The sequence below is a fragment of the Peribacillus simplex genome, assembly GCF_001542915.1.
Classification (GTDB): Bacteria; Bacillota; Bacilli; order Bacillales; family DSM-1321; genus Peribacillus; species Peribacillus simplex_B.
Window position 1 is genome coordinate 1 of the sequence record NZ_LNNH01000004.1, and the last position, 20131, is coordinate 20131.

A 20131-nucleotide genomic window follows, 5' to 3' on the forward strand; every position below is an offset into this window, starting at 1 on the left:
TGGCCACTTGGACATGGCAAGGTCCTAAAACGGCTTAACATAGTGGCTCGAAGAGCCCAAATCTCGTAACCTTTGGTCAAAATTTCAAAGGAATTTCAAAGGAATTTCAAAAGGGGTTCGGAATTGTTTAATTCCGAACCCCTTTTGTCTACAAACTGAAAGCCTGTATCCAATTTGGATCAGGCTTTTGCTAATGTAAGGCTTTCATAATTTTTTACGTGCTTCCACCTTCGATAAGAGTGACGGGGAGGCATGTTTCCAGCGGCAGATCGTTGAACTCCCCTTCAATTTCTTTTAATAAAATATCGATGGCCGTCTTTGCGATTAAATCAATCGGCTGTTGGATCGTTGTCAATTCCGGTAATAAAATCTGACCTGTTTCCGTACCATCATATCCGACAACTTTCAATTGCGATGGTATGTCTTTTTTGCGTTTTTTAGCTTCAGCCATTACGGAAGCCGCGATTAAATCATCGCTTGCAAAGATACCATCCACCTCGGGCTGTTCATCAAATAGCTTACAAATCAGCTCCCGGTGGATCATCTGGTCAAATGTATTGGAAACTTCATATGTAATGGGTGTTCTTCCATTTTTCATCATGATATCTTCGTACGCTTTTCTCCTTAAATTTGCGGGCGTTTCCAGTTCAATAGGGCCATTAATATGAATAATATGCTGGCAGCCCTTTTTCAATAATAGTTCGGTGGCCTGTTTTCCGCCGTCATAATTATCAGAGCCAACGACAGGAATCGTTTCTGATAGGTAATGGTCAACCGCAACGACAGGGAAATTTTCCCGATGATAATTCATGACCCCTCGGTTATAGGTTACGACGATTACCCCATCGACCTGATTTCGCAGCAGCATTTCAAGATATTTTTCCTCTTTGTCCATTCGGTTGACACTGTTGCAGAGCAATACCTTATAACCGAATGAAGCGCAAATGCTTTCTATGTGGAAGGAGAGTTCACCGAAAAATGGGTTACTCGTTTTGGGGACGATCAGACCTATGATATTGGTTCGTTTATTGAAAAGAGAACGAGCCAAGTCGTTAGGGATATAATTGATTTCCTTCATTGCCTTGTATACATTGTCTTTCGTTTTTTGACTGATGTAACCGCGATTATTCAAGACACGTGAAACCGTTGTTCTTGAAACACCTGCAGCTTCTGCTACATCATCAATGCTGGGCTTCATTTCCATTCCTCCCATCTTCTAAATTACCATTCATAATTGTACCTACATTTTTCTTGAAAAGTAACTGTATAAGCTTTATTTGCGTTTTGATAACAATGTCACTTGGTTTAAGAAGTATTTTTCAGCAAGCTGATTTTGGCTTGATTATCATATGGTTTCCAACTTCATCCTCTTTTTGAAGTTTACCATAAAATTTAAATTTTTCAAAAAAAACATGTCAACCGATTGACATATGGTACCGGTTGACATAAAATTCTAGTTGAAAGCGCTTTTATCGATGGATTCATAAGAAGGGGGAATGATGGTCATGAAAAAATTACTTTTTGTCGGGGTATCATTATTATTGATGTTTGCAGCGGTAGGTTGCAGTAATAGTGAAAGCGTGGATGGAGATGGGAAAAAGAAAATCACGATGTGGGTCCACGTTTCTGATGATAATGAAGAAGGAAAGGTATACAAAAAACGCGTGGAAGCGTTTAACAAGGAATATGCCTCTGATGATATAGAAGCTAAAATTGAATTCATTCCGCGCAGCGGAAATGGCGGGGGCTACGAAGATAAAGTGAATGCAGCCCTTACGACCAGCACCCTGCCGGATGTCATCACATTGGATGGGCCCAATACAGCCGCGTATGCCAAATCCGGTGTCATTTCGCCGTTGGATGAATATGTGAAAGACCAGGATGACTTGCTTCCAAGCATTAAGCAGCAGGGAACCTATCAAGGCAAGCTTTATGCGATCGGTGTGAGTGAATCATCCGTGGGCATTTACTACAACAAAAAAATGTTCCAAGAAGCCGGAATTGATTTGAAAACGCTGCCAACGGTCGATTCTCCTTGGACGTGGACCCAATTCCTTGAGCTTTGTAAAACGCTAACAGATAAATACAAAAAACCAGCGATAGATATGCAATTACAAGCGAAAGATGAAATGCTGACATACGCACTGACGCCCTTTGTTTGGTCAGCTGGGGGTGACCTTGTTTCGAAAGATGGCAAGAAGGTCGAGGGTGTCTTCAATCAAGCTCCTACCGTCGAAGCCATGGATTTCGTCCAAACGATGCTGAAGGAAGGATATACGACACGGACTCCGGTCAAACAAGCGTTTGAAACAGAAAAATATCCTATGAAATTCAGCGGTGTATGGACCGTAACCGATTTGAAGACCAACTTCCCGAAAGTGGAGTATGGCGTGATGCCTTATCCGGTCTCACCAACTACAAAGAAATTGGTTTCTCCTTCAGGCAGCTGGCAATTTGCGATGACGCAAACCTCGGAAAATAAAGAATGGTCGGCAAAATTGGTCGATTGGATGACGAATAAAGAATCCAATATCGAGCTGAGCCGTTCGATTGCAGCATTGCCCGTTCGGTATTCTTCGGAAAAAGTAATGACGAAAGAATTTTCCGAGCAAATGAATGTCTTCATGAAGCAATTAAAGGAAACAGGGCATGCACGCCCCGTGACACCAGCTTATCCGCAAGTGACGCGTGCCTTCCAGCAAGCGATCGATGATATCAGCTTCTATGATCAAAATCGTGATATTCAGAAAGTTCTGGATACACGTGCTGAAGAAATGCAATCAGCTGTCGATAAGGCCAATTAGAGGAGGAAATATGAGTAAAATGGGATGGAAAACGAACGGCTTGGCCTACACGTATCTGAAATCGGAGAAAGGTTTGAGGGCTCGGATCCACTGGAAGGATAATATGATCGCTTATGCGTTTTTGGGTCCCGCATTATTGATTTTGTCGATGTTTCTCGTAATACCGGTAATCATGGCAGTCTATTATGCATTTACCGATTATTATTTACTTACACCCGATATGCGTAAATTTGTGGGTCTGGATAACTTTTTCCATTTATTCAAAGACCCGATATTCCTTAAAAGTCTGTTGAATACACTCAAATTCGTAGTTTTCGTGATTCCATTGCAGGTAGGGTCAGCGCTCGGTATGGCCCTCCTGTTAAATAAACAACGAAGGGCCAATACGTTTTTTAAAGTAGCCTATTTCAGTCCCGTCGTCATGTCACTTGTGGTCATATCCGTTCTTTGGCTATATTTGCTGAATCCGAATGAAGGCATCATCAATAACGCACTTAGATACATCGGGATTTCAGCCCAACCATTTTTGACGAGTCCAAAGCAGGCAATATTTACGATCGTTGTTGTTTCGGCTTGGCAAGGGGCTGGATTTCAGATGCTGATTTTCCTGGCTGGATTGCAGAATATCCCAATGGATGTATACGAAGCGGCACAGATGGATGGCATGAACAAATGGCACAGATTCATTTATATCACCTTACCTTTATTGAAGCCGACTTCCGTGTTTATCTTCATCACCACGTTGATCGGGGCATTTAAACTGTTGGTCCAACCGATGGTCATGACACAAGGTGGGCCGATGAATTCCACCATGACGGTTGTCTATTACATTTATCAAACAGGGTTTACGGATCGGATGGTCGGTTATGCCAGCTCGATGGCGCTTTTGTTCGGTACCATCATTGGAATAGTTACGCTTGCGCAACGAAAATTGGTCAAGGAGGACGATGATTGATGCAAAGGAAATTCGGGCCCTTAACCATTCTTGAATACGTTTGCTTGGTTCTGTTAGCGGTACTATTCATTTTCCCGCTGATTTGGATGGTAGCATCCTCGATGAAACCAGAGGCGGAAGTTTACAATAATATGAATACATTGAAGGCCTTCCTGCCATCCTTTCATATCTCGGAATGGTTTGTATCCTACAGTCAGGTTCTGTCACGCTTTCATTTAATCGGTTACATCGGCAATAGTTTGTTTTATGGAGCGTGTGTGGCGATCGGTTCGATCATTATCAATGGGATGGCCGGGTATGCATTCGCTAAGCTCAAATTCAGCGGAAAAAAATGGTTGTTCGGGATCTTGTTGGCGCTTTTGATCGTACCATTCGAAACGATCTTAATCTCCCAATTCACCATAATTCACAAACTAGGGTTAGTGGACACACGTCTCGCCGTTATCTTGCCGGCATTGGCAGGAGCATTCAATATTTATTTGTTCAGGAACTTCTTCATGGCGATTCCGGAATCCGTTATCGAATCGGCTAAATTGGATGGTGCGAACAATTGGCAGGTCTTCTGGCGAATCATGCTGCCGATGTCAAAGCCGGCTGTCGCCACAGTTGGAACATTGGCGTTCATCGGAAGCTGGAATGATTATATCTGGCCGCTGATGGTCTTGACGGACAAGTCGAAATTCCCCATCCAGGTGGCGATAACGGCCATCAACAGTACCGATCCAGTTTACATCAATCAGGTCATGGCTGTATTGACGATATCCACGATTCCCTTGATTCTTATTTATATCGTGGCACAGCGATACATCTTGGAAGGCCTCGGGGGCTCGGGAACTGGCATTAAGTAGGCTTTGCCTGTGCTCAGACTAACAATCAGGAATGATTACGGCATTTCAAAGATAGCGGGAATGGATTGGTCCCGAGTTGGATTTTTAACTATTCGGTAAAAGGGGCTATCATATGGCAACTACAAGGAATGATTCAAAAAGGCTGTACTGGAAATTGAGTGCCTATTTTTTCTTTTTCTTTTTCACATGGTCTTCCAGTTACTCGTTATTTTCCATTTGGTTGGGACAGGAGATACACTTGGATGGGGCAGCGACAGGAATCATCTTCTCCATCAATGCTATTTTTGCCTTATGCATGCAGCCAATATATGGTTATATTTCCGACAGGATAGGTTTAAAGAAGAACATCTTGTTCTTCATCAGTATGTTGCTCATCTTTGTAGGACCGTTTTATATTTTCGTTTACGGGCCGCTCTTGCAATACCATCTTTTTTTAGGGGCAGCGGTTGGGGGAATTTACTTAGGCATATCGTTCCTGGCTGGAATTGGCGCGATTGAATCGTACATTGAAAAAGTCAGTCGGAAATATGAATTCGAATATGGAAAGTCGAGAATGTGGGGTTCATTGGGATGGGCATCAGCGACATTTTTTGCCGGTCAGCAATTCAACGTGAATCCGGATATCAATTTTTGGGTGGCATCGGCATCAGCGATCATATTGGTTGCCATCATCCTGTCTGTAAAGATAGAAATGACAGATTACGAGATGGACAAAGCGGATTCTGTAGCCTTGAAGGATGTTGGAGGACTTTTCTTACTGAAGGATTTTTGGTTTTTGATGATGTACGTTATGGGAGTGACCTGCGTCTACGCCGTGTATGATCAACAATTCCCACTTTATTACGCATCCTTATTCCCGACTGTTGCCATGGGGAACCAAGTATTTGGCTATCTGAATTCGTTCCAAGTATTGTTGGAGGCAGGCATGCTATTCGCTGCTCCATTCATCGTGAATAAAATCGGGGCAAAGAACAGTTTGATTTTAGCCGGGGCATTGATGTCCTTCAGAATCATTGGTTCAGGCCTTGTGGATGGCCCGATCGGAATTTCATCCATGAAATTAATTCATGCCCTGGAATTGCCGATCATGTTGATTGCCATTTTCAAATATTTAGCTGCTAACTTTGATACACGTTTATCCTCCATTTTATATTTGGTTGGATTTCATTTCACCTCCCAGGTAGGGGCATCGATCCTTTCACCGATCGCGGGGCAATTATACGATAGTATAGGCTTCCGCCAGGCATATATTATCATGGGAATCGTGGCATTATGCTTTACGTTCCTTTCCATATTCACTCTCTTGAACCCTAAAAAGAATACAAACTTCAATAATAATGAGAAGAATCTATCTCAAGTAGTCTAGGAGGATTTTTAATATGTTACAGAAAAGTAGAACGAACCGAGCGGAAGAGGCACTTAGCGAAGCAAAAGGAAAAATGAATGATCGCTATCGATTAGGCTACCATATCATGGCCCCTGCTAACTGGATAAATGATCCCAATGGTTTAATCTATTATAAAGGCGAATATCATGTGTTTTACCAACATAATCCTTTGGATGAAAATTGGGGACCCATGCACTGGGGGCACGTGAAAAGTAAGGACCTTGTCCATTGGGAGCACCTGCCTATTGCTTTAACTCCCGGAGACGCTTGTGATACCGATGGTTGTTTTTCCGGCAGTGCCGTAGATAACGATGGTGAATTAACGTTAGTTTATACAGGTCATCACTATACGGATAAAGAAAAAGACATCTTCTATCAAAATCAAAACATTGCCGTCAGTAAAGATGGAATTACTTTTGAAAAAGCAAGTGAAAATCCAGTCATTGACCATCCACCCGCAGATAGCGCGCATCACTTCCGAGATCCAAAGGTCTGGAAGCATGATGACACATGGTATATGGTTTTAGGCAACGCGACTCAAGATAAAGTAGGAAGGGTAATCCTATACCGCTCGCCTGACCTTCGTCATTGGGATTACAGAGGAGTGCTTGCACAAAGTGACGGTACGCTTGGGTATATGTGGGAATGTCCTGATTTTTTCGAATTGAATGGTAAACATATTTTAATGATTTCACCCCAAGGAATCGAAGCGGAAGGGGACGCCTATAATAACCTTTTTCAAACCGGATATTTGGTAGGGGACTATGATTATGATACAAACGAGTTTAGTCATGGTCCTTTTACCGAATTAGATCATGGACATGACTTTTATGCTGTTCAAACTTTATTGGATGATGAAGGACGTAGGGTTGCGATTGGATGGATGGATATGTGGGAGTCAAACATGCCGACCAAAGCAGATGGATGGTGTGGTGCCTTGACATTGCCGCGCGAAATCACGCTAGGTGACCAATTGGAAATATTGATGAATCCAGTTGAAGAGATTACCTTATTGCGAGAAACCGAACACAATGAATGTAAAAAACGACCGATTTTGGAGAATTACTTGATTGATACAAAAGAAGACCTGATCGAGGTGAAAGCCGTTTTCGATTTAACGGATGCTAACGCCCGATCTGTCGGTTTGAAGGTTCGCGGAGTCGAGCAGGAGGAGCTTATTCTAAGCTATGATGTAGAAGAAGGGCAGCTAACACTTGATTGCTCCAAGTTTGGAAAAATGAAAGACGGTGTTAGAAAGGCACCTCTAAATGCGAAAGACTTACTCTCTTTGCGGATATTCCTTGACCGATCGTCGATCGAAGTATTTGCCAACAATGGACAAACAAGCATGACAAGCCGTATCTATCCGAAAGAAGAGAGGCTTGGCATCGAGCTATTTACAGTGAATGGTGCTGTGCAAATCGACGAATTAACTTACTGGACGCTACAAGACACATGGAAATGAAAAATACCGGGAACAAGTGACTAAACACTTGTTCCTTAGTTCGGAGGAAATGCATTGAAAAAAATATTTTGTATCGGTGAGGCATTAATTGATTTCATTCCTGTTCAAAAACAAAAATCATTAAAAACTGTGTCTTGTTTTGAACGTGTCGCAGGCGGAGCTCCGATGAATGTGGCCATCGCGATTGCAAAGTATGGAGGGAATTCCGTCATGCTTTCCAAAATCGCCAATGATCATTTTGGCGACCATTTACTGGACGTGCTACAAGAAAACGACGTAGATACCTCGTATATCGTGCGAAGTGATGAAGGGGAAACTGGATTGGCCTATGTATCGATCGATGCGGCAGGAGAAAGAAGCTTTAGTTTTTACCGGAAAAATGCAGCGGATTTATTGCTGTCTCCTGAAGAAGTGAAAGACGAATGGTTTAATGGAGGTGACTTTCTTCACTTTTGCTCTGTTGATTTGGTTGAGAGCCCGATGAAGCAAACGCATAGGAAAGTCATCAATGCTTTTCGCGAAATTGGCGGCATCGTTAGCTTTGACCTTAACGTACGGCTTCCGTTATGGCCTGATGAAGCAAGCTGCCGCCAAACGATCCAAGACTTTTTGCCTCTTGCTGATATCGTTAAAGTATCCGAGGAAGAACTAACTTTCGTAACGGATACGAATATGGAAAAAGCGGCGATTGACACTCTTTTTGTCGGGAACGTGAACGTCGTCATTTTTACTAAAGGCAGTAAAGGCGCGAGCATCTATTTAAAGAATGGCGAGTTATACGAAGACCCAGGATTTTCCGTGACTGTTTCAGATACAACAGGGGCGGGTGATGCATTCATGGGTGGATTTTTATCGGAGCTGGTTTCTTTGGATATTACAAACGGAAATCTTCGTCAGCGAGTCAGGGAACACCATCAGCGATTACTTACATTTGCCAATGCAAGTGGGGCACTGACGGCCTCCGTCAAAGGAGCGATACAGGAAGCTCCCGGTAAACGTCATGTATTGACTTTCATTGCCACTCAACGTACCAAAAACGAATCTCGATGACAATCGAGGGTTGCAAGCCTGCAAGCAGACTCATCTTTTTTTGTCTGTCCCGTTCGGGAGAAACCGAACGGTTTTTTTTACGTGAGCTCCCTCTGGCGTAGGTTATGTGTCGGTTAAAGGAGTCAAGAAGAAGTGGAGACAAAATGAATTCAAGTATTTTTTTAGTGTTTACTGAAAAAAAATTAGGGAAAATAATTGATATGAATAAAATCCAACAAGATAAAGGAGCTGGAAAGATGCGTAATTATACACAACAGTACATTAATGGTGAGTGGGTTGATTCCACAGGATCGGAAACGATTGATGTTATCAATCCAGCTACGGAAGAAGTCATCGGCAAGATCATTTCGGGAACAAAGGAGGATGTCGATCGCGCTGTCGAAGCGGCTCGTGCAGCATTTCCTGCATTTTCTAGAATGTCGAGAGAAGAGAGGATCAAGCTTCTGGAGAATATCGCAAAAGAATATGAAAATCGGAAGGATGATCTTGTCAGCGTCATGACAGAAGAGTTAGGCTCCCCTGTTACACGAAGTGAACAAGTGCAGTATGAGATGGGCTTGCAGCATTTTAAAAAAGCGGCTGAAAACCTGAAAACATTCGAATTCACCGAACAGCGTGGAGACACACTCATTCAAAAAGAGGCAATTGGTGTTGCTGGGCTCATCACACCTTGGAATTTTCCTGCCAACCAAGTTTGTACGAAATTGGCGAGTGCATTTGCGGCAGGAAGCACAGTCGTCCTCAAACCGGCTGCCTTGACGCCACTGACGGCAATCATTCTCGCGGAAATATTTGAAAGTGCTGGCATGCCAAAAGGTGCATTCAATTTAGTGAATGGCTCTGGTTCCACCATTGGGGAAGCGATCAGCTCCCACCCTGGTATTGATTTTGTCTCGTTTACTGGTTCTGGAAGCGTTGGTTCGAAAATCATGGAAAACGCCGCTCAGGATATAAAGAAAGTATCACTCGAACTTGGCGGGAAATCACCATTAGTGATTTTAAAAGACGCCAATGTAAAAGAAGCGGCACGAACGGCTGTCTTGAATGTCGCGATGAATACAGGACAGGTTTGTACGGCTGCCACGAGGACCATCATTCCCAAATCGATGCATGATGAGTTCATTAAAGCGATAAAAGAGGTGCTCCCGGAATTTCCTGTAGGAGATCCGCAAGATAAGGCCACCTTCATGGGACCGCAAGTATCGGAGGGACAATGGAAAACGGTCCAATCCTATATTGAAAAAGGTAAGGATGAAGGCGCGGTCCTTGTTGCTGGTGGCACGGGAAAACCAGAAGGACTTGATAAAGGTTACTTCACGAAGATTACGGTTTTCACTGATGTGAAAAGTGATATGACCATAGCAAAAGAAGAAATATTCGGTCCTGTCATGTCGATTCTTACGTACGAAACCATTGATGAAGCGATTGAGATCGCCAATGATACGATATATGGTTTAGCAGGATATGTTTTTGGTGAGGATGCTGCCGAATTGAGAAAAGTGGCTTCAAATATTCGTGCTGGGCAAATCACGGTCAACAATGCCAAAATAGACTATTCAGCGCCATTTGGCGGATTCAAGCAATCAGGCATCGGTCGTGAATGGGGAGATTACGGAATGGAAGAATTTCTTGAGCCAAAAGCCATTCTAGGCATGCCTTCTTGAAGTGGCATTTGTGGCCCTGCCCTCGATAAATTAGCTTCTCACATAAGATTGTAAGCGGCGGCCTTTTCTCGGTATTCACCCGGGGAAAGGTCGTTCTTATTCTTTAGAAACGTTCCGTAAGAATGGACGCCCCGATAGGATGTTTTAAAGAGGAATAAATAAACAAAATAAATAGGGATAGCATCAATACTATCCCTAACAGTACATATAATTTCGATTAACGAGTTCTTCCGCCTAATTGCTGCTCAGCCATTTGCACTAAACGTTTCGTGATTTCTCCACCAACAGAGCCATTTGCGCGGGATGTTGTATCAGGACCAAGGTTAACGCCAAATTCACTTGCGATTTCGTATTTCATTTGTTCTAGAGCTTGTTCTGCACCACTAACTACCAATTGATTGCTGTTGTTGTTCTTAGCCATGTTTTCAGCTCCTAATAATTTAATGTGTTGCTAGTCATAGGTTTCGATATTGTAAACAGTTATATACATCAAAATGAAAAAAAATTTCCGAAGATTTAATCGAATATATGGCAGGCTCCTGCAGTCTATATGCATATAAGATAAGGTCGATTGTAGCGAGTAATGTTAATTTCAATTTGTCCTTGGGGATGATAGCTTCATTGATCTTGATATCCTCGGGAGATTTTTCAAAGCGAAAGGCAGTAAAAAAGGACCCCTTGGGTCCTTTTCAATCTCAGCAGGCGTGCAAAACGGTTATATGATGAGGGATGGGTTCGTATCGCCTTTAAAATGGCAATCGATCAAAACGTTATTTTTTTTGTTTTCTCATCCATTGAGTCGCCACCCATTTTTCATCGGCGATAACCGGTGCGCCGCCGTGTAACGTCCGTTCGTTCAATTCATGGTCATTATAGAAATACTCGAAATAGACCGCCATTCCCTTATGCGGTGATATGGACAAATTCAGTTTAGGGAAAAATGTTTCTCCCCCATGCTCCACATCATTTAAATACATGACAAGTGTGCTGATTCGATTATTCTTAGTCTCTTTACTTGTGAAAAAATCAAAGTGAGCTTTATATTCTTGACCAGGAGTATATTTAAGGATTTGAATGCCATCCCCATGTTCACGAGGGATATTCATGATGGTCGATATTCTTTTTTCAATCTTGGCGATGGTGTCATTTTCATTTTCTTGAAAAAACATGCTGCTGCTTGTCCTCATCTCATTTACTTCGCGAGCATTTCCAATTTTGGAACGATGCAATTTGTCTTTTGACAGCCGGATCAGTTCGTCACATTCCCCGTCGCTCAAAACATTTCCCAATATTAGAATTAACGGTTCTTCCATTCTAGCAATGATATTGATTACTCTATCTTCTATTTTGATTTTATTACCAATGTGGTTAAAGATGGTCTGTTCTTTACTGGTATCAATTGTCAACTTTCATCGACTCCTCAAAAGGTATAATTAACAGAATAATATATTTTTTCTGTAATTTTTTTTAATCTAGCTAATTATAGCATAAATTGCCTGTCATAAACCTTTTTGCCTATTCAGGAATTGGGCACCTTCGTCGCAAGGAAGCCCCAGTATTACCGATCAATGGATGGATACGTTACATAGGCAGCCTGTTATATCTCGTTCATTGTCACTAAAGTACCATTTACATGAAAAACAGCCTCCAATAAAATAAATGGTGAGCTGGAAATGTTAGCCAAGGAAAGTCCATAAACCTGTTTAAATCCTCCCCCAAAGGCAGCATTCACAAAAGCACATGGTTGATAAAAAAATAGCGCCGGATAAGGAAGTGGTAGCGTTGAAAAAGAGCATCTGCATCATTGGCAGTGGGATTGCCGGGCTGCACCTGGCTTATGCACTAAAGGACGAATTCGATATCACCGTCATTGAACGCCGTACACCAGAGGAAATCAAAGAAGGACGCATCATGTCCACACAGGTTCATTTTGGATCGACAAGGATACGCGAAGGACGCTTCAATATGCCGAACTGGGGAGAACAATCAGAGATCGAAAGCATCCATATTACAATCGGAAATCAAAAACTATTTGCCGGGATGTTGCAGAAACCGGCATTATCTATTGATCAACGCTTGCATTACGCTCGTTCAATGAAAGACCTTGCAAAAAAAGGGGTTTCCTTCCGTCTGGAAAAGGTGGACAAGGAAAATGTCGAAGCGTTGGTTGAAGGGTTTGATTTAATCATTGATTGTACCGGGAAAAATGGAGCTCTATTTCCGTTTCCAATTGAATCGGAGCTGTCTCCTTTTCTAGCTCCGCAGCGAAAATGCATTGTAGGCTATTTCACAGGCATAAAAGCAAATGACCCTCCGGGGATAGGAGTAACGGTTCTTCCTGGAGTGGGTGAAATGTTTGAAATTCCTGCAATAACCGAACAGGGCCCTGTAACGATTTTATTCATCATGGCAATTCCGAACACTGAGCTGGATGTATGTAAAGGGGTGAAGAATGCCTCGGAATTCACTCATGCAATGAGCGGGGCAGTCCAACAATTCTTTCCTGACGTTTATGAACGCCTTGATCCGGAAAAATTTAAGTTATGTGACAGAAATGGCTTTCTTCTAACAGCGGTAACGCCCGTTATACGAAAGCCATATCTCATGGTTCATGATAAGCTGGTTGTTGGCTGCGGGGACAGCGTGTTTTTAAACGATCCGATTACGGGTCAAGGCTGTAATCTCTCTTCTTTTTGTGCGGAGCAATTGTATGAAGCCCTCATTGAATGGAAACATTCCAAGTGGGACGGGGAATTGGGCGAGTCTTATTGGAAACGTACGAAACCATTTGTAAAAGAAGTAACGGCATGGACAAATGCCATGACTGAGCCATTGCCTGAGCATGTAGTTCAATTGCTGCTGCAGGGTTCACAGGACCAGGTCAAAGCAAATGAAGTTGCTCAATGGTTCGCGGATCCGACTAAAGCCTTTGAAGCGTTTTTTTCAAGACTGAACGTTTAGTTTGAAGTGCAGGAACGTATGTTTTATAATGTAGGCCAAGCGATCCCATATCTTTGAAAGGGAGGAATACTATGTATCGTTCAATAAAGGATTTTAGCAGAGAGTGGAATAAAGAAGCCATTCTGACTCAACATGTAATGGATAGCCTGACAGATGACGCCTTAAAACAACAAGTGTATCCTGAAGGCCGTACTTTAGGAAGAATTGCGTGGCACGTAACAACGAATATCCCGGATTATCTAACTCATTTTGGATTCAAGATCGACAGGAAAGAGGATGGAGAATGCGTTCCTGCTTCAGCCAAAGAAATTGCTGCGGCATTTAAGGAGATAAGCTCCCATGCAGCCCAAGTCATTGAACAGGATTGGACAGATGAATCACTCGAACAAATGCAAACAGCGTTCGGAAGACAGGAATCGAATGCTGAGATTTTAATGGGGTTAATCAAGCATATCATCCATCATCGCGGGCAAATGACGGTACTAATGCGCCAAGCAGGAATAAAACCTCCTGGAGTTTATGGACCGCCAAAGGAAGATTGGATCCATCTAGGCGTGGAAAATCCACCACTTTAATGCCATGAAAGTTTTTTATTAAATCACCGATCAGAAGTAGGATTGAAGGAAATAGCCAAAGAAAAAGCACCGTTCACGCCGCTTTTTCTTTGGCTAAAGTGTCGTCAGGTCGTGATGCTATCGTTAGTAAGCACTGAAGCGGCTTTGCTTCTTTTGTGATGAAAAATATAAGACCCAGCTATCAAAATAAATCCGATGACGAAAAAAAGCCAACTACTTACGGGATCGCCGACAACGATGGTTGAGTACATGGCACCCGTCAAATCGAATGTCATTCCGGCATAAGCCCATTCCTTGATTCGAGGAAAGCCTGGAACAAGGATTGCCACAATACCTAATAGTTTTGCGATTCCAAGAAACGGCAGGAGGTAGGCAGGATAACCCAAATGCTTAAATAACGCGACTGCATCAGGAGCAGACAAGATATCGGGAATGGAACCAATGCCCATTAAGGCCACGAGCAGCCCGGTGAAAACCCAGTATAGGCTATTTGTTTTTTTCATTTACTACTTTCCTCCCCTTGTTTGATATTTAATCATATTCCCTTTCCGTTTTTTTAATCCACACTTTATATTGAAGCTTGGAGTTCCAGGAAGACTTTAATCAAAATAAGCTGAGGATAAAGCTTCAAGGAACATTAATTTAAAAATGTTGGGAGGCTGGCATGTGATCGCGTTTATCATAAGGGTAGCAGTGATACTATTGATGTTGATATTGACAATGGTATTCATCGCTAAAAAAATACCAAGAAAAATGCGCCACAAGCAAAAACAATGGTGGGTCATTGCACATATCCTTTTTGTTATTGTGTATTTCTGTGGCATTGCGGGTCAATTAGTCGTTCTATTTTCGATGGCTTCCTTTTCAGAAAAAGGGTCCATTCATGCGGGACTTAAATTCATCCGTTATTTTGACGATTATTTAACGATTCCAGGCGCGATGGGCTCCTTCGTTACAGGAGTTTGGATCGCACTACGTACCAATTGGGGAGGACTTACAGCCTATTATTGGATCATGGCCAAGTGGATCGGTAACATCTTCGCGATTTTATTAGGGTCAACGATCACTGGTAATGTCGTACATAATCTATTCCCAAAAATTCTTTCCAGTGATGTGGAGCCCTCACAAAACCCCCTTTATTTTCAGAGTCGGCAAATCTTGTTTTTAGGTATGGGGATCAGCTTAACGATTTTAACTTTTTTAGTCGTGATTTCTTATCTGAAACCGTGGGGAAAAAGAAAGAAATAAAGCGGTGGACCCATAGGATATATCCTGGACAGGGAAAAAAGAACGAACCTTCTCCAATAAATTAATCTCTAAAATAGGCCCACTGGTGAACAACAGAAAAACCTGCCTGGTTTCCGGACCAGGCAGGTTTTTTCCTTTGGGAACAAGACAGGTGTACCCACGTTTCGTTTATTTCTTTTTCGTACAAGGACTTAGAGCCCATTAAAGAGTGGACACCTGATAAAAGTGCCCCTTCCTTTTAAACCGAAAATTTTAAAACCTCATTGATTCAAGTTGCATGTTTTTTTGAGAGACGATTCGTGATGGTATCTTCCTGCGGTGAAGTTCGCCGTATGTAAAAGGCGAGTATGAAAGCAACTATTGTTAACCATGTTGCGATCATGAATGCGTCATTTACTCCCATTACGTTTCCTTGTTTGATCGCCATGGCCATTTGGCGTTTATTTTCTGGTGAGATGTGTTGTTGAGTTAAGATCCCTTGTACATGTTTCGTTCCCTGATTGGTCATGATGGATACAAAGAAAGCCATGCCAACAGCACCTGCAACCATCCTCAATGTATTGACCATGGCTGTTCCATATTTATTCAGGCTAAGTGCCAATTCATTCAATCCGGCTGTGAAGATGGGCATCATCAATAACGACATGCCGAGCATTCTTATCGTATATACCGCCACCACATATGAAAAGGATGTATCCGTTTCAAGACGGGTTAAAAGGAAGGTGGTGATGATGGTAATGGCAAGCCCGCTTACCGCCAGCCATCTCGCGCCAAACCGATCAAACAACTTCCCTGTGATAGGGGACATGATTCCCATTAAAATGCCGCCGGGCAACAGCATGAGGCCAGATTCCAGGGGAGTGAAGCCACGGATATTCTGCATATAGATCGGCATGATGATCATACCGGAAAACATTCCCATGGTCGCGATAACGTTGATGATTGTCGTTAATGTGAACATCCGGTAACGAAATATCCTGAATTCCAAGATAGGATGCGTTACAGTGAATTGCCTCCAGACAAATAAACCTAAACTCATTCCTCCAATAAGGAACATAGTCAGGACTTCGAAACTGCCCCAACCCTTGGTACCCCCTGTTGCAAATCCGTATAAAACCCCGCCGAATCCGAGAGTCGATAAAATCACGCCAATCTTATCGAGTTTTGGCCTGCTAGTTTCACCCACTTTCTTAATGATGAAAAGGGCAAAGATAAAGTCAAGGAGAGCAAATGGGAAAATGATGAAAAACAGAACGCGCCAGGAATAATTTTGTACAATCCATCCTGATAACGTAGGCCCTATGGCTGGGGCGAAATTCATCGCGATTCCAAATATACCCATTGCAAAGCCGCGTTTGTTTGGGGGAAATAAAGTGAAAATAACGTTTGTAATCAAGGGGAATAATATACCTGCGCCTGCAGCTTGAACGACACGTCCGATCAGTAAGACGGAGAAGGTAGGGGCAATTCCGCATAATAAAGTGCCTAGCGCAAACAGTCCCATCGAAGCAAGATATAATTGTCTCGTGTTGAATCGTTCCATTAAGAAAGCCGTAATCGGGATGACAATCCCATTCACCAACAAGAAGATCGTTGTAAGCCAATTGGCGGTTGCGGCTGATATTTGAAAATGATTCATCAATTGAGGCAACGCGATATTGATCAAAGTCTGATTCAAGAAAGCGACGAGAGCACCAGCAAGCATCACCGCAAACATGGGGCCTGTTCGAATTTTAGTAAAGGTTTTTTTGTCTTGATTCATTCTTAGAGCACGTCCTTTTGGATAAGTTGAAACATAACTGCTATGTTTTTGTAGGTATGGAAACACATCACTATACTGAGTTCATGTTCCTCTCTTTCAAAATGAAAACCAACTTGTTTTCACCAATATACATCATTTTAAGATATTAAGCTAAATCCACGACTTTAAGCAATGTTTTTTTCTAAAACCAGTGATATGTCCGATAGAATCAAAAGCAACTGGGGGCTTTGTTAACTTACGACTCCAGAGGTCGATGGGGCGAAGCTTCAAGACGCCATTCAACAAACCTGGAAATCATATTTGAACAATGGTTTCCTTTTTCGTTTAAGAACACTCTGGCGGACCAGAGCTTGAACGATATAAGGCGAAACAGCAACAAGCCGATTATGGACAGATTCAAGCCAGCATATATGTTCCAATCATCGAGCAAGGCTAAAGGGGCCTTGCCCTGAATTGACCTCGATCTTTAGATTTTCATCTAGCAGATCGGGGGTGCCGTTATTGGACGGGAGAAGATTACAGGTGCTTATAGAAAGCTTCCACTTTTTCAACATCTTGATGAGCAGGTTCTGGTTGTGGATAAATCATAATGACTTTCGCCTTCGACAATGGACTAATCCTTTTTTCTGAAGCTGCCCGATTATAGAGCTCGTGACCATCTATATACTACGAACCGAACCCGCCCGTTACACTGCCTATGAGTATAGGTACAGGTGCGCGTTAACAGCTCTTCGGCTACATGAAAAGCATCAAAGCCTCTCACTGATTTCATATACGCATAAGGGTTTTAATGCACTTGTGTGTAGTTATGATAAAATAGTTATCGAACCTATTTTATGCGCACTAGTATAACAGCGTATGAATTCATTTTTCTCGAGTGTGTATAGGTTACTAAAAGGAGCCTTCTGTATGAATAAAATAGATAGACGAATAGTCAAGTCACAAGCAGCCATTCAACCGGCATTTCTGGAAATGCTGATAAATCAAGGATTTAACGATATTACCGTGAAGAATATTACGGAAAAAGCTAAAATTGGCAGAATAACATTTTACTTGCATTACATGGATAAGTTTGATCTATTGAATAAGATTGTGGATGTCCATTTAAAACGGTTGAGAGTAATATGTTATCAAAAACAAAGCAAAGGATTCATAGAAGGTACGATTATCTGGTTCGAGTATTTTCAGGATCATAAATCTTTTTTTGCCTCCATTTTCAGAAGTAATGGCCCCTTATCATTTCGAAAAAAAATATTGTCATTCATCATGGGTGAGGTGGATAAAAAGCTTAATGCAAATGCAGCTTTGAACCAGAATATCAATAAAAATATCGTTTGAAATATTTAGGAACAGCTGTCATGGGTGTAATGGAATCTTATGTGTTGGAAGAAATTGATGGTGATATGGAATCTTTGGCCAAGCAAGTGGGCAAGATGCTCAAAAGAAATATATAAATAGGTGAGGGGATTGTTATGAAAATAAGTCAAACGAAGGACTTCCAATTGGTGGCTAAATTAAATGAATATGTGCACGGTTTACACTCGAATTTATATCCTGCCCATTTTAAGGAATATAATCATGAGAATGTGAAGGCTGGTTTCAAAAGCCTCTTTCAAAACGAACGTTTCATTTTCCTGCTGGTGGAAGATGATGGCGAAGCGGTAGGCTATGCATGGATAGAGACAAGGGAATATCCCGAAAATCCATTTAAAAAAGCTTATAAGTCCGTTTATGTACATCAAATCAGCATAGTCGATACGAAAAGGAATAAGGGATATGGGTCAAGCCTTATGAAACGGATAGAAGAAATTGCCATCGAGAAGGGAATAGATGTATTGGAATTGGATTATTGGTCAGGGAACAGTGTGGCAAAGCAGTTTTATCAAAACCAAGATTTTACAAAATACAGGGAATTTGTGCATAAACAGTTGTGACGATATTGTCAAGCATTGGGTGTATAGAAAGGATTCAACGTAGCTATGATAAATTAAACAACCAAAAACTTTTCCGATAGTGACTGAAACATTAAAATATTAGAATGCATGGTATGTATGGGGGGGGACCTTCTTAATAAATGAAGGAGGCTCTTCTGCTTGAGCTAACGGATGCGTTGCCTTTTAAACAGCTATCGAGGGCAGGATAGTACAAAAACCGATATTCGTGTAAAATTTTTTTCGGAAGGAATTGGTCATTCGAGTACGTGAAGACCTCACATCAGCGACCTGGAAACCTATATTTACAGCTGCTATGTGGTAATGAATGGCGATGTAATCATGGAAAAAACAAAAGAGGAAGTAAAAGGTCCCCCAAAAAAGCTGTATACAATGGAGATAGCCCGTAAAAAAATAATCAGAGTATCGTGTTGACAGTGCATCTACTGAGTGATACGATATACATGTAGTAAGTCACACTAGATACCAACGCGACTGAATCGTTAGGCTGCAAATAAATCGATTTTACCATGCACATGTATACTCATTACTGAATAGCATATCATTAGAAAAGCTATACAGTGAAAAATTTTCCTCGGTACTGAGTTATACTTAATATAAGTCAGACTAAGTAGAGGAGGCTCTGAACATGGAAAATTTAACTGAAATGCTGAAGGGGTCGCTGGAAGGCTGCGTGCTCGAAATCATCAGCCGCCACGAAACTTATGGCTACGAGATTACCCGCCGCCTCAACGAGCTTGGGTTCACTGAAGTCGTGGAAGGGACGGTCTACACCATCCTCGTTCGCTTAGAAAAGAAAAAACTGGTGAACATAGAAAAGAAACCGTCAGATATGGGACCGCCCCGCAAGTTTTATTCACTTAATGATGCCGGCCGCGAGGAACTTGAATTGTTTTGGGAAAAATGGGCTTTTGTTTCCTCAAAAATCAACGTCTTAAAGTCAATTTAGCATCATATAGTATTCCGTACGATATTAAGGTGATTTGTTCAGCTTTATAAAATAGGAGGAAAAATAACATGATGGAAATGTTCAAAAAAATGATTGGTGATAAAAGAGAATACAAGGTGATGATGGCGCGGGTCGATGCCCTTCCGGAGGATTACCAGTTTGTATTTAAGAAAATTCAAGCCTACATGTGGAATTTCTCAGCTGGTAACGGGATGGATATGCTTCGCATGCAGTATGAATTAATCGATTTGTTCGAAGCTGGTGCAGCAGAAGGCAGGCAGGTACTGGAAATAACAGGGGATGACGTGGCGTCCTTTGCCGACGAACTAGTGGCAAACGCTAAAACCTATGTCGCCAAATATCGTGAAGATTTAAATGCGACTATCGTTAATCGATTGGGAAAAAATAAATTTAATAAATGATATGGACTGAATAGCTGATTGAGAATGTGTATTGCCTTTGCTATTCAGTTATATTTTCAATCAGTAGTAAGTCATACAGATTATCAGTC

General features: G+C 41.9%; 18 protein-coding genes and 1 pseudogene. 14 read left to right on the forward strand and 5 right to left on the reverse strand.

From position 1 onward, the window contains the following. Positions 1-214 precede the first annotated feature (214 nt). Positions 215-1198, reverse strand: coding sequence for a LacI family DNA-binding transcriptional regulator (locus AS888_RS01085; protein ID WP_061140367.1), 984 nt, complete (start codon positions 1196-1198; stop codon positions 215-217). 307 nt (positions 1199-1505) lie between these two features. Here AS888_RS01085 and AS888_RS01090 point away from each other — a divergent pair, with 307 nt between their 5' ends. From AS888_RS01090 to AS888_RS01120, 7 genes are all read left to right on the forward strand, one after another. Next, positions 1506-2804, forward strand: coding sequence for an ABC transporter substrate-binding protein (locus tag AS888_RS01090; protein ID WP_061140500.1), 1299 nt, complete (start codon positions 1506-1508; stop codon positions 2802-2804). Between the two features lie 10 nt (positions 2805-2814). Further along, the gene (locus tag AS888_RS01095; RefSeq protein ID WP_061140368.1) at positions 2815-3759 is read left to right on the forward strand and encodes a carbohydrate ABC transporter permease; all 945 of its coding nucleotides are present in this window, start codon (positions 2815-2817) and stop codon (positions 3757-3759) included. Then, positions 3759-4607, forward strand: coding sequence for a carbohydrate ABC transporter permease (locus AS888_RS01100; protein WP_061140369.1), 849 nt, complete (start codon positions 3759-3761; stop codon positions 4605-4607). The genes AS888_RS01095 and AS888_RS01100 overlap by 1 nt, the downstream gene beginning before the upstream one ends. A gap of 112 nt (positions 4608-4719) precedes the next feature. Next, positions 4720-5973: an MFS transporter gene (locus AS888_RS01105; RefSeq protein WP_061140370.1), complete on the forward strand. Its 1254-nt coding sequence runs from the start codon at positions 4720-4722 to the stop codon at positions 5971-5973. A 13-nt stretch (positions 5974-5986) separates the two neighbouring features. After that, positions 5987-7459, forward strand: coding sequence for a glycoside hydrolase family 32 protein (locus AS888_RS01110; protein WP_061140371.1), 1473 nt, complete (start codon positions 5987-5989; stop codon positions 7457-7459). 54 nt (positions 7460-7513) lie between these two features. Further along, entirely contained in the window at positions 7514-8509 is a 996-nt protein-coding gene (locus AS888_RS01115; RefSeq protein ID WP_061140372.1) for a carbohydrate kinase family protein, read from the forward strand. A 236-nt stretch (positions 8510-8745) separates the two neighbouring features. Then, on the forward strand, positions 8746-10173 hold the full coding sequence (locus AS888_RS01120) for an aldehyde dehydrogenase family protein (RefSeq protein WP_061140501.1): 1428 nt from the start codon (positions 8746-8748) through the stop codon (positions 10171-10173). Positions 10174-10390: 217 nt separating this feature from the next. Here AS888_RS01120 and AS888_RS01125 read toward each other — a convergent pair whose 3' ends face one another. Both AS888_RS01125 and AS888_RS01130 read right to left on the reverse strand, forming a co-directional pair. Next, complete coding sequence (locus AS888_RS01125) at positions 10391-10594, reverse strand: alpha/beta-type small acid-soluble spore protein (protein WP_061140373.1); 204 nt, start codon at positions 10592-10594, stop codon at positions 10391-10393. Between the two features lie 349 nt (positions 10595-10943). After that, the gene (locus tag AS888_RS01130; protein ID WP_061140374.1) at positions 10944-11579 is read right to left on the reverse strand and encodes a 2OG-Fe(II) oxygenase; all 636 of its coding nucleotides are present in this window, start codon (positions 11577-11579) and stop codon (positions 10944-10946) included. 334 nt (positions 11580-11913) lie between these two features. On the opposite strand from AS888_RS01130, the gene AS888_RS01135 reads away from it, so the two are divergent. After that, entirely contained in the window at positions 11914-13134 is a 1221-nt protein-coding gene (locus AS888_RS01135; protein WP_185113005.1) for a styrene monooxygenase/indole monooxygenase family protein, read from the forward strand. Between the two features lie 71 nt (positions 13135-13205). Continuing rightward, positions 13206-13709 (forward strand): DinB family protein, encoded by a 504-nt coding sequence (locus tag AS888_RS01140; protein ID WP_061140375.1) that lies wholly within the window; start codon positions 13206-13208, stop codon positions 13707-13709. A gap of 104 nt (positions 13710-13813) precedes the next feature. Here the strand turns inward: AS888_RS01140 and AS888_RS01145 are convergent, their stop codons facing one another. Further along, entirely contained in the window at positions 13814-14212 is a 399-nt protein-coding gene (locus tag AS888_RS01145) for a DoxX family protein (protein WP_061140376.1), read from the reverse strand. Between the two features lie 163 nt (positions 14213-14375). Here AS888_RS01145 and AS888_RS01150 point away from each other — a divergent pair, with 163 nt between their 5' ends. Next, on the forward strand, positions 14376-14957 hold the full coding sequence (locus tag AS888_RS01150) for a hypothetical protein (RefSeq protein WP_081092257.1): 582 nt from the start codon (positions 14376-14378) through the stop codon (positions 14955-14957). A gap of 268 nt (positions 14958-15225) precedes the next feature. On the opposite strand, the gene AS888_RS01155 is transcribed toward AS888_RS01150, so the two are convergent. Continuing rightward, positions 15226-16719: a DHA2 family efflux MFS transporter permease subunit gene (locus AS888_RS01155; protein ID WP_061140378.1), complete on the reverse strand. Its 1494-nt coding sequence runs from the start codon at positions 16717-16719 to the stop codon at positions 15226-15228. A gap of 909 nt (positions 16720-17628) precedes the next feature. Between AS888_RS01155 and AS888_RS01160 the strand changes: the two are divergent. From AS888_RS01160 to AS888_RS01175, 4 genes and pseudogenes are all read left to right on the forward strand, one after another. Beyond that, positions 17629-18173, forward strand: a pseudogene (locus tag AS888_RS01160) (TetR/AcrR family transcriptional regulator). A gap of 18 nt (positions 18174-18191) precedes the next feature. Then, positions 18192-18653, forward strand: a complete 462-nt coding sequence (locus tag AS888_RS01165; protein WP_061140379.1) for a GNAT family N-acetyltransferase — start codon at positions 18192-18194, stop codon at positions 18651-18653. 646 nt (positions 18654-19299) lie between these two features. Continuing rightward, on the forward strand, positions 19300-19620 hold the full coding sequence (locus AS888_RS01170; protein ID WP_061140380.1) for a PadR family transcriptional regulator: 321 nt from the start codon (positions 19300-19302) through the stop codon (positions 19618-19620). A gap of 68 nt (positions 19621-19688) precedes the next feature. After that, entirely contained in the window at positions 19689-20042 is a 354-nt protein-coding gene (locus AS888_RS01175; protein ID WP_061140381.1) for a DUF1048 domain-containing protein, read from the forward strand. Positions 20043-20131: the final 89 nt, after the last annotated feature.

Bases quoted from the DNA above. Each gene is read 5' to 3' on its own strand.
- AS888_RS01085 (WP_061140367.1), bottom strand. From the start codon at position 1,198: ATGAAGCCCAGCATTGATGATGTAGCAGAAGCTGCAGGTGTTTCAAGA.
- AS888_RS01090 (WP_061140500.1), top strand. From the start codon at position 1,506: ATGAAAAAATTACTTTTTGTCGGGGTATCATTATTATTGATGTTTGCA.
- AS888_RS01095 (WP_061140368.1), top strand. From the start codon at position 2,815: ATGAGTAAAATGGGATGGAAAACGAACGGCTTGGCCTACACGTATCTG.
- AS888_RS01100 (WP_061140369.1), top strand. From the start codon at position 3,759: ATGCAAAGGAAATTCGGGCCCTTAACCATTCTTGAATACGTTTGCTTG.
- AS888_RS01105 (WP_061140370.1), top strand. From the start codon at position 4,720: ATGGCAACTACAAGGAATGATTCAAAAAGGCTGTACTGGAAATTGAGT.
- AS888_RS01110 (WP_061140371.1), top strand. From the start codon at position 5,987: ATGTTACAGAAAAGTAGAACGAACCGAGCGGAAGAGGCACTTAGCGAA.
- AS888_RS01120 (WP_061140501.1), top strand. From the start codon at position 8,746: ATGCGTAATTATACACAACAGTACATTAATGGTGAGTGGGTTGATTCC.
- AS888_RS01125 (WP_061140373.1), bottom strand. From the start codon at position 10,594: ATGGCTAAGAACAACAACAGCAATCAATTGGTAGTTAGTGGTGCAGAA.
- AS888_RS01135 (WP_185113005.1), top strand. From the start codon at position 11,914: ATGGTTGATAAAAAAATAGCGCCGGATAAGGAAGTGGTAGCGTTGAAA.
- AS888_RS01140 (WP_061140375.1), top strand. From the start codon at position 13,206: ATGTATCGTTCAATAAAGGATTTTAGCAGAGAGTGGAATAAAGAAGCC.
- AS888_RS01145 (WP_061140376.1), bottom strand. From the start codon at position 14,212: ATGAAAAAAACAAATAGCCTATACTGGGTTTTCACCGGGCTGCTCGTG.
- AS888_RS01155 (WP_061140378.1), bottom strand. From the start codon at position 16,719: ATGAATCAAGACAAAAAAACCTTTACTAAAATTCGAACAGGCCCCATG.
- AS888_RS01165 (WP_061140379.1), top strand. From the start codon at position 18,192: ATGAAAATAAGTCAAACGAAGGACTTCCAATTGGTGGCTAAATTAAAT.
- AS888_RS01170 (WP_061140380.1), top strand. From the start codon at position 19,300: ATGGAAAATTTAACTGAAATGCTGAAGGGGTCGCTGGAAGGCTGCGTG.
- AS888_RS01175 (WP_061140381.1), top strand. From the start codon at position 19,689: ATGATGGAAATGTTCAAAAAAATGATTGGTGATAAAAGAGAATACAAG.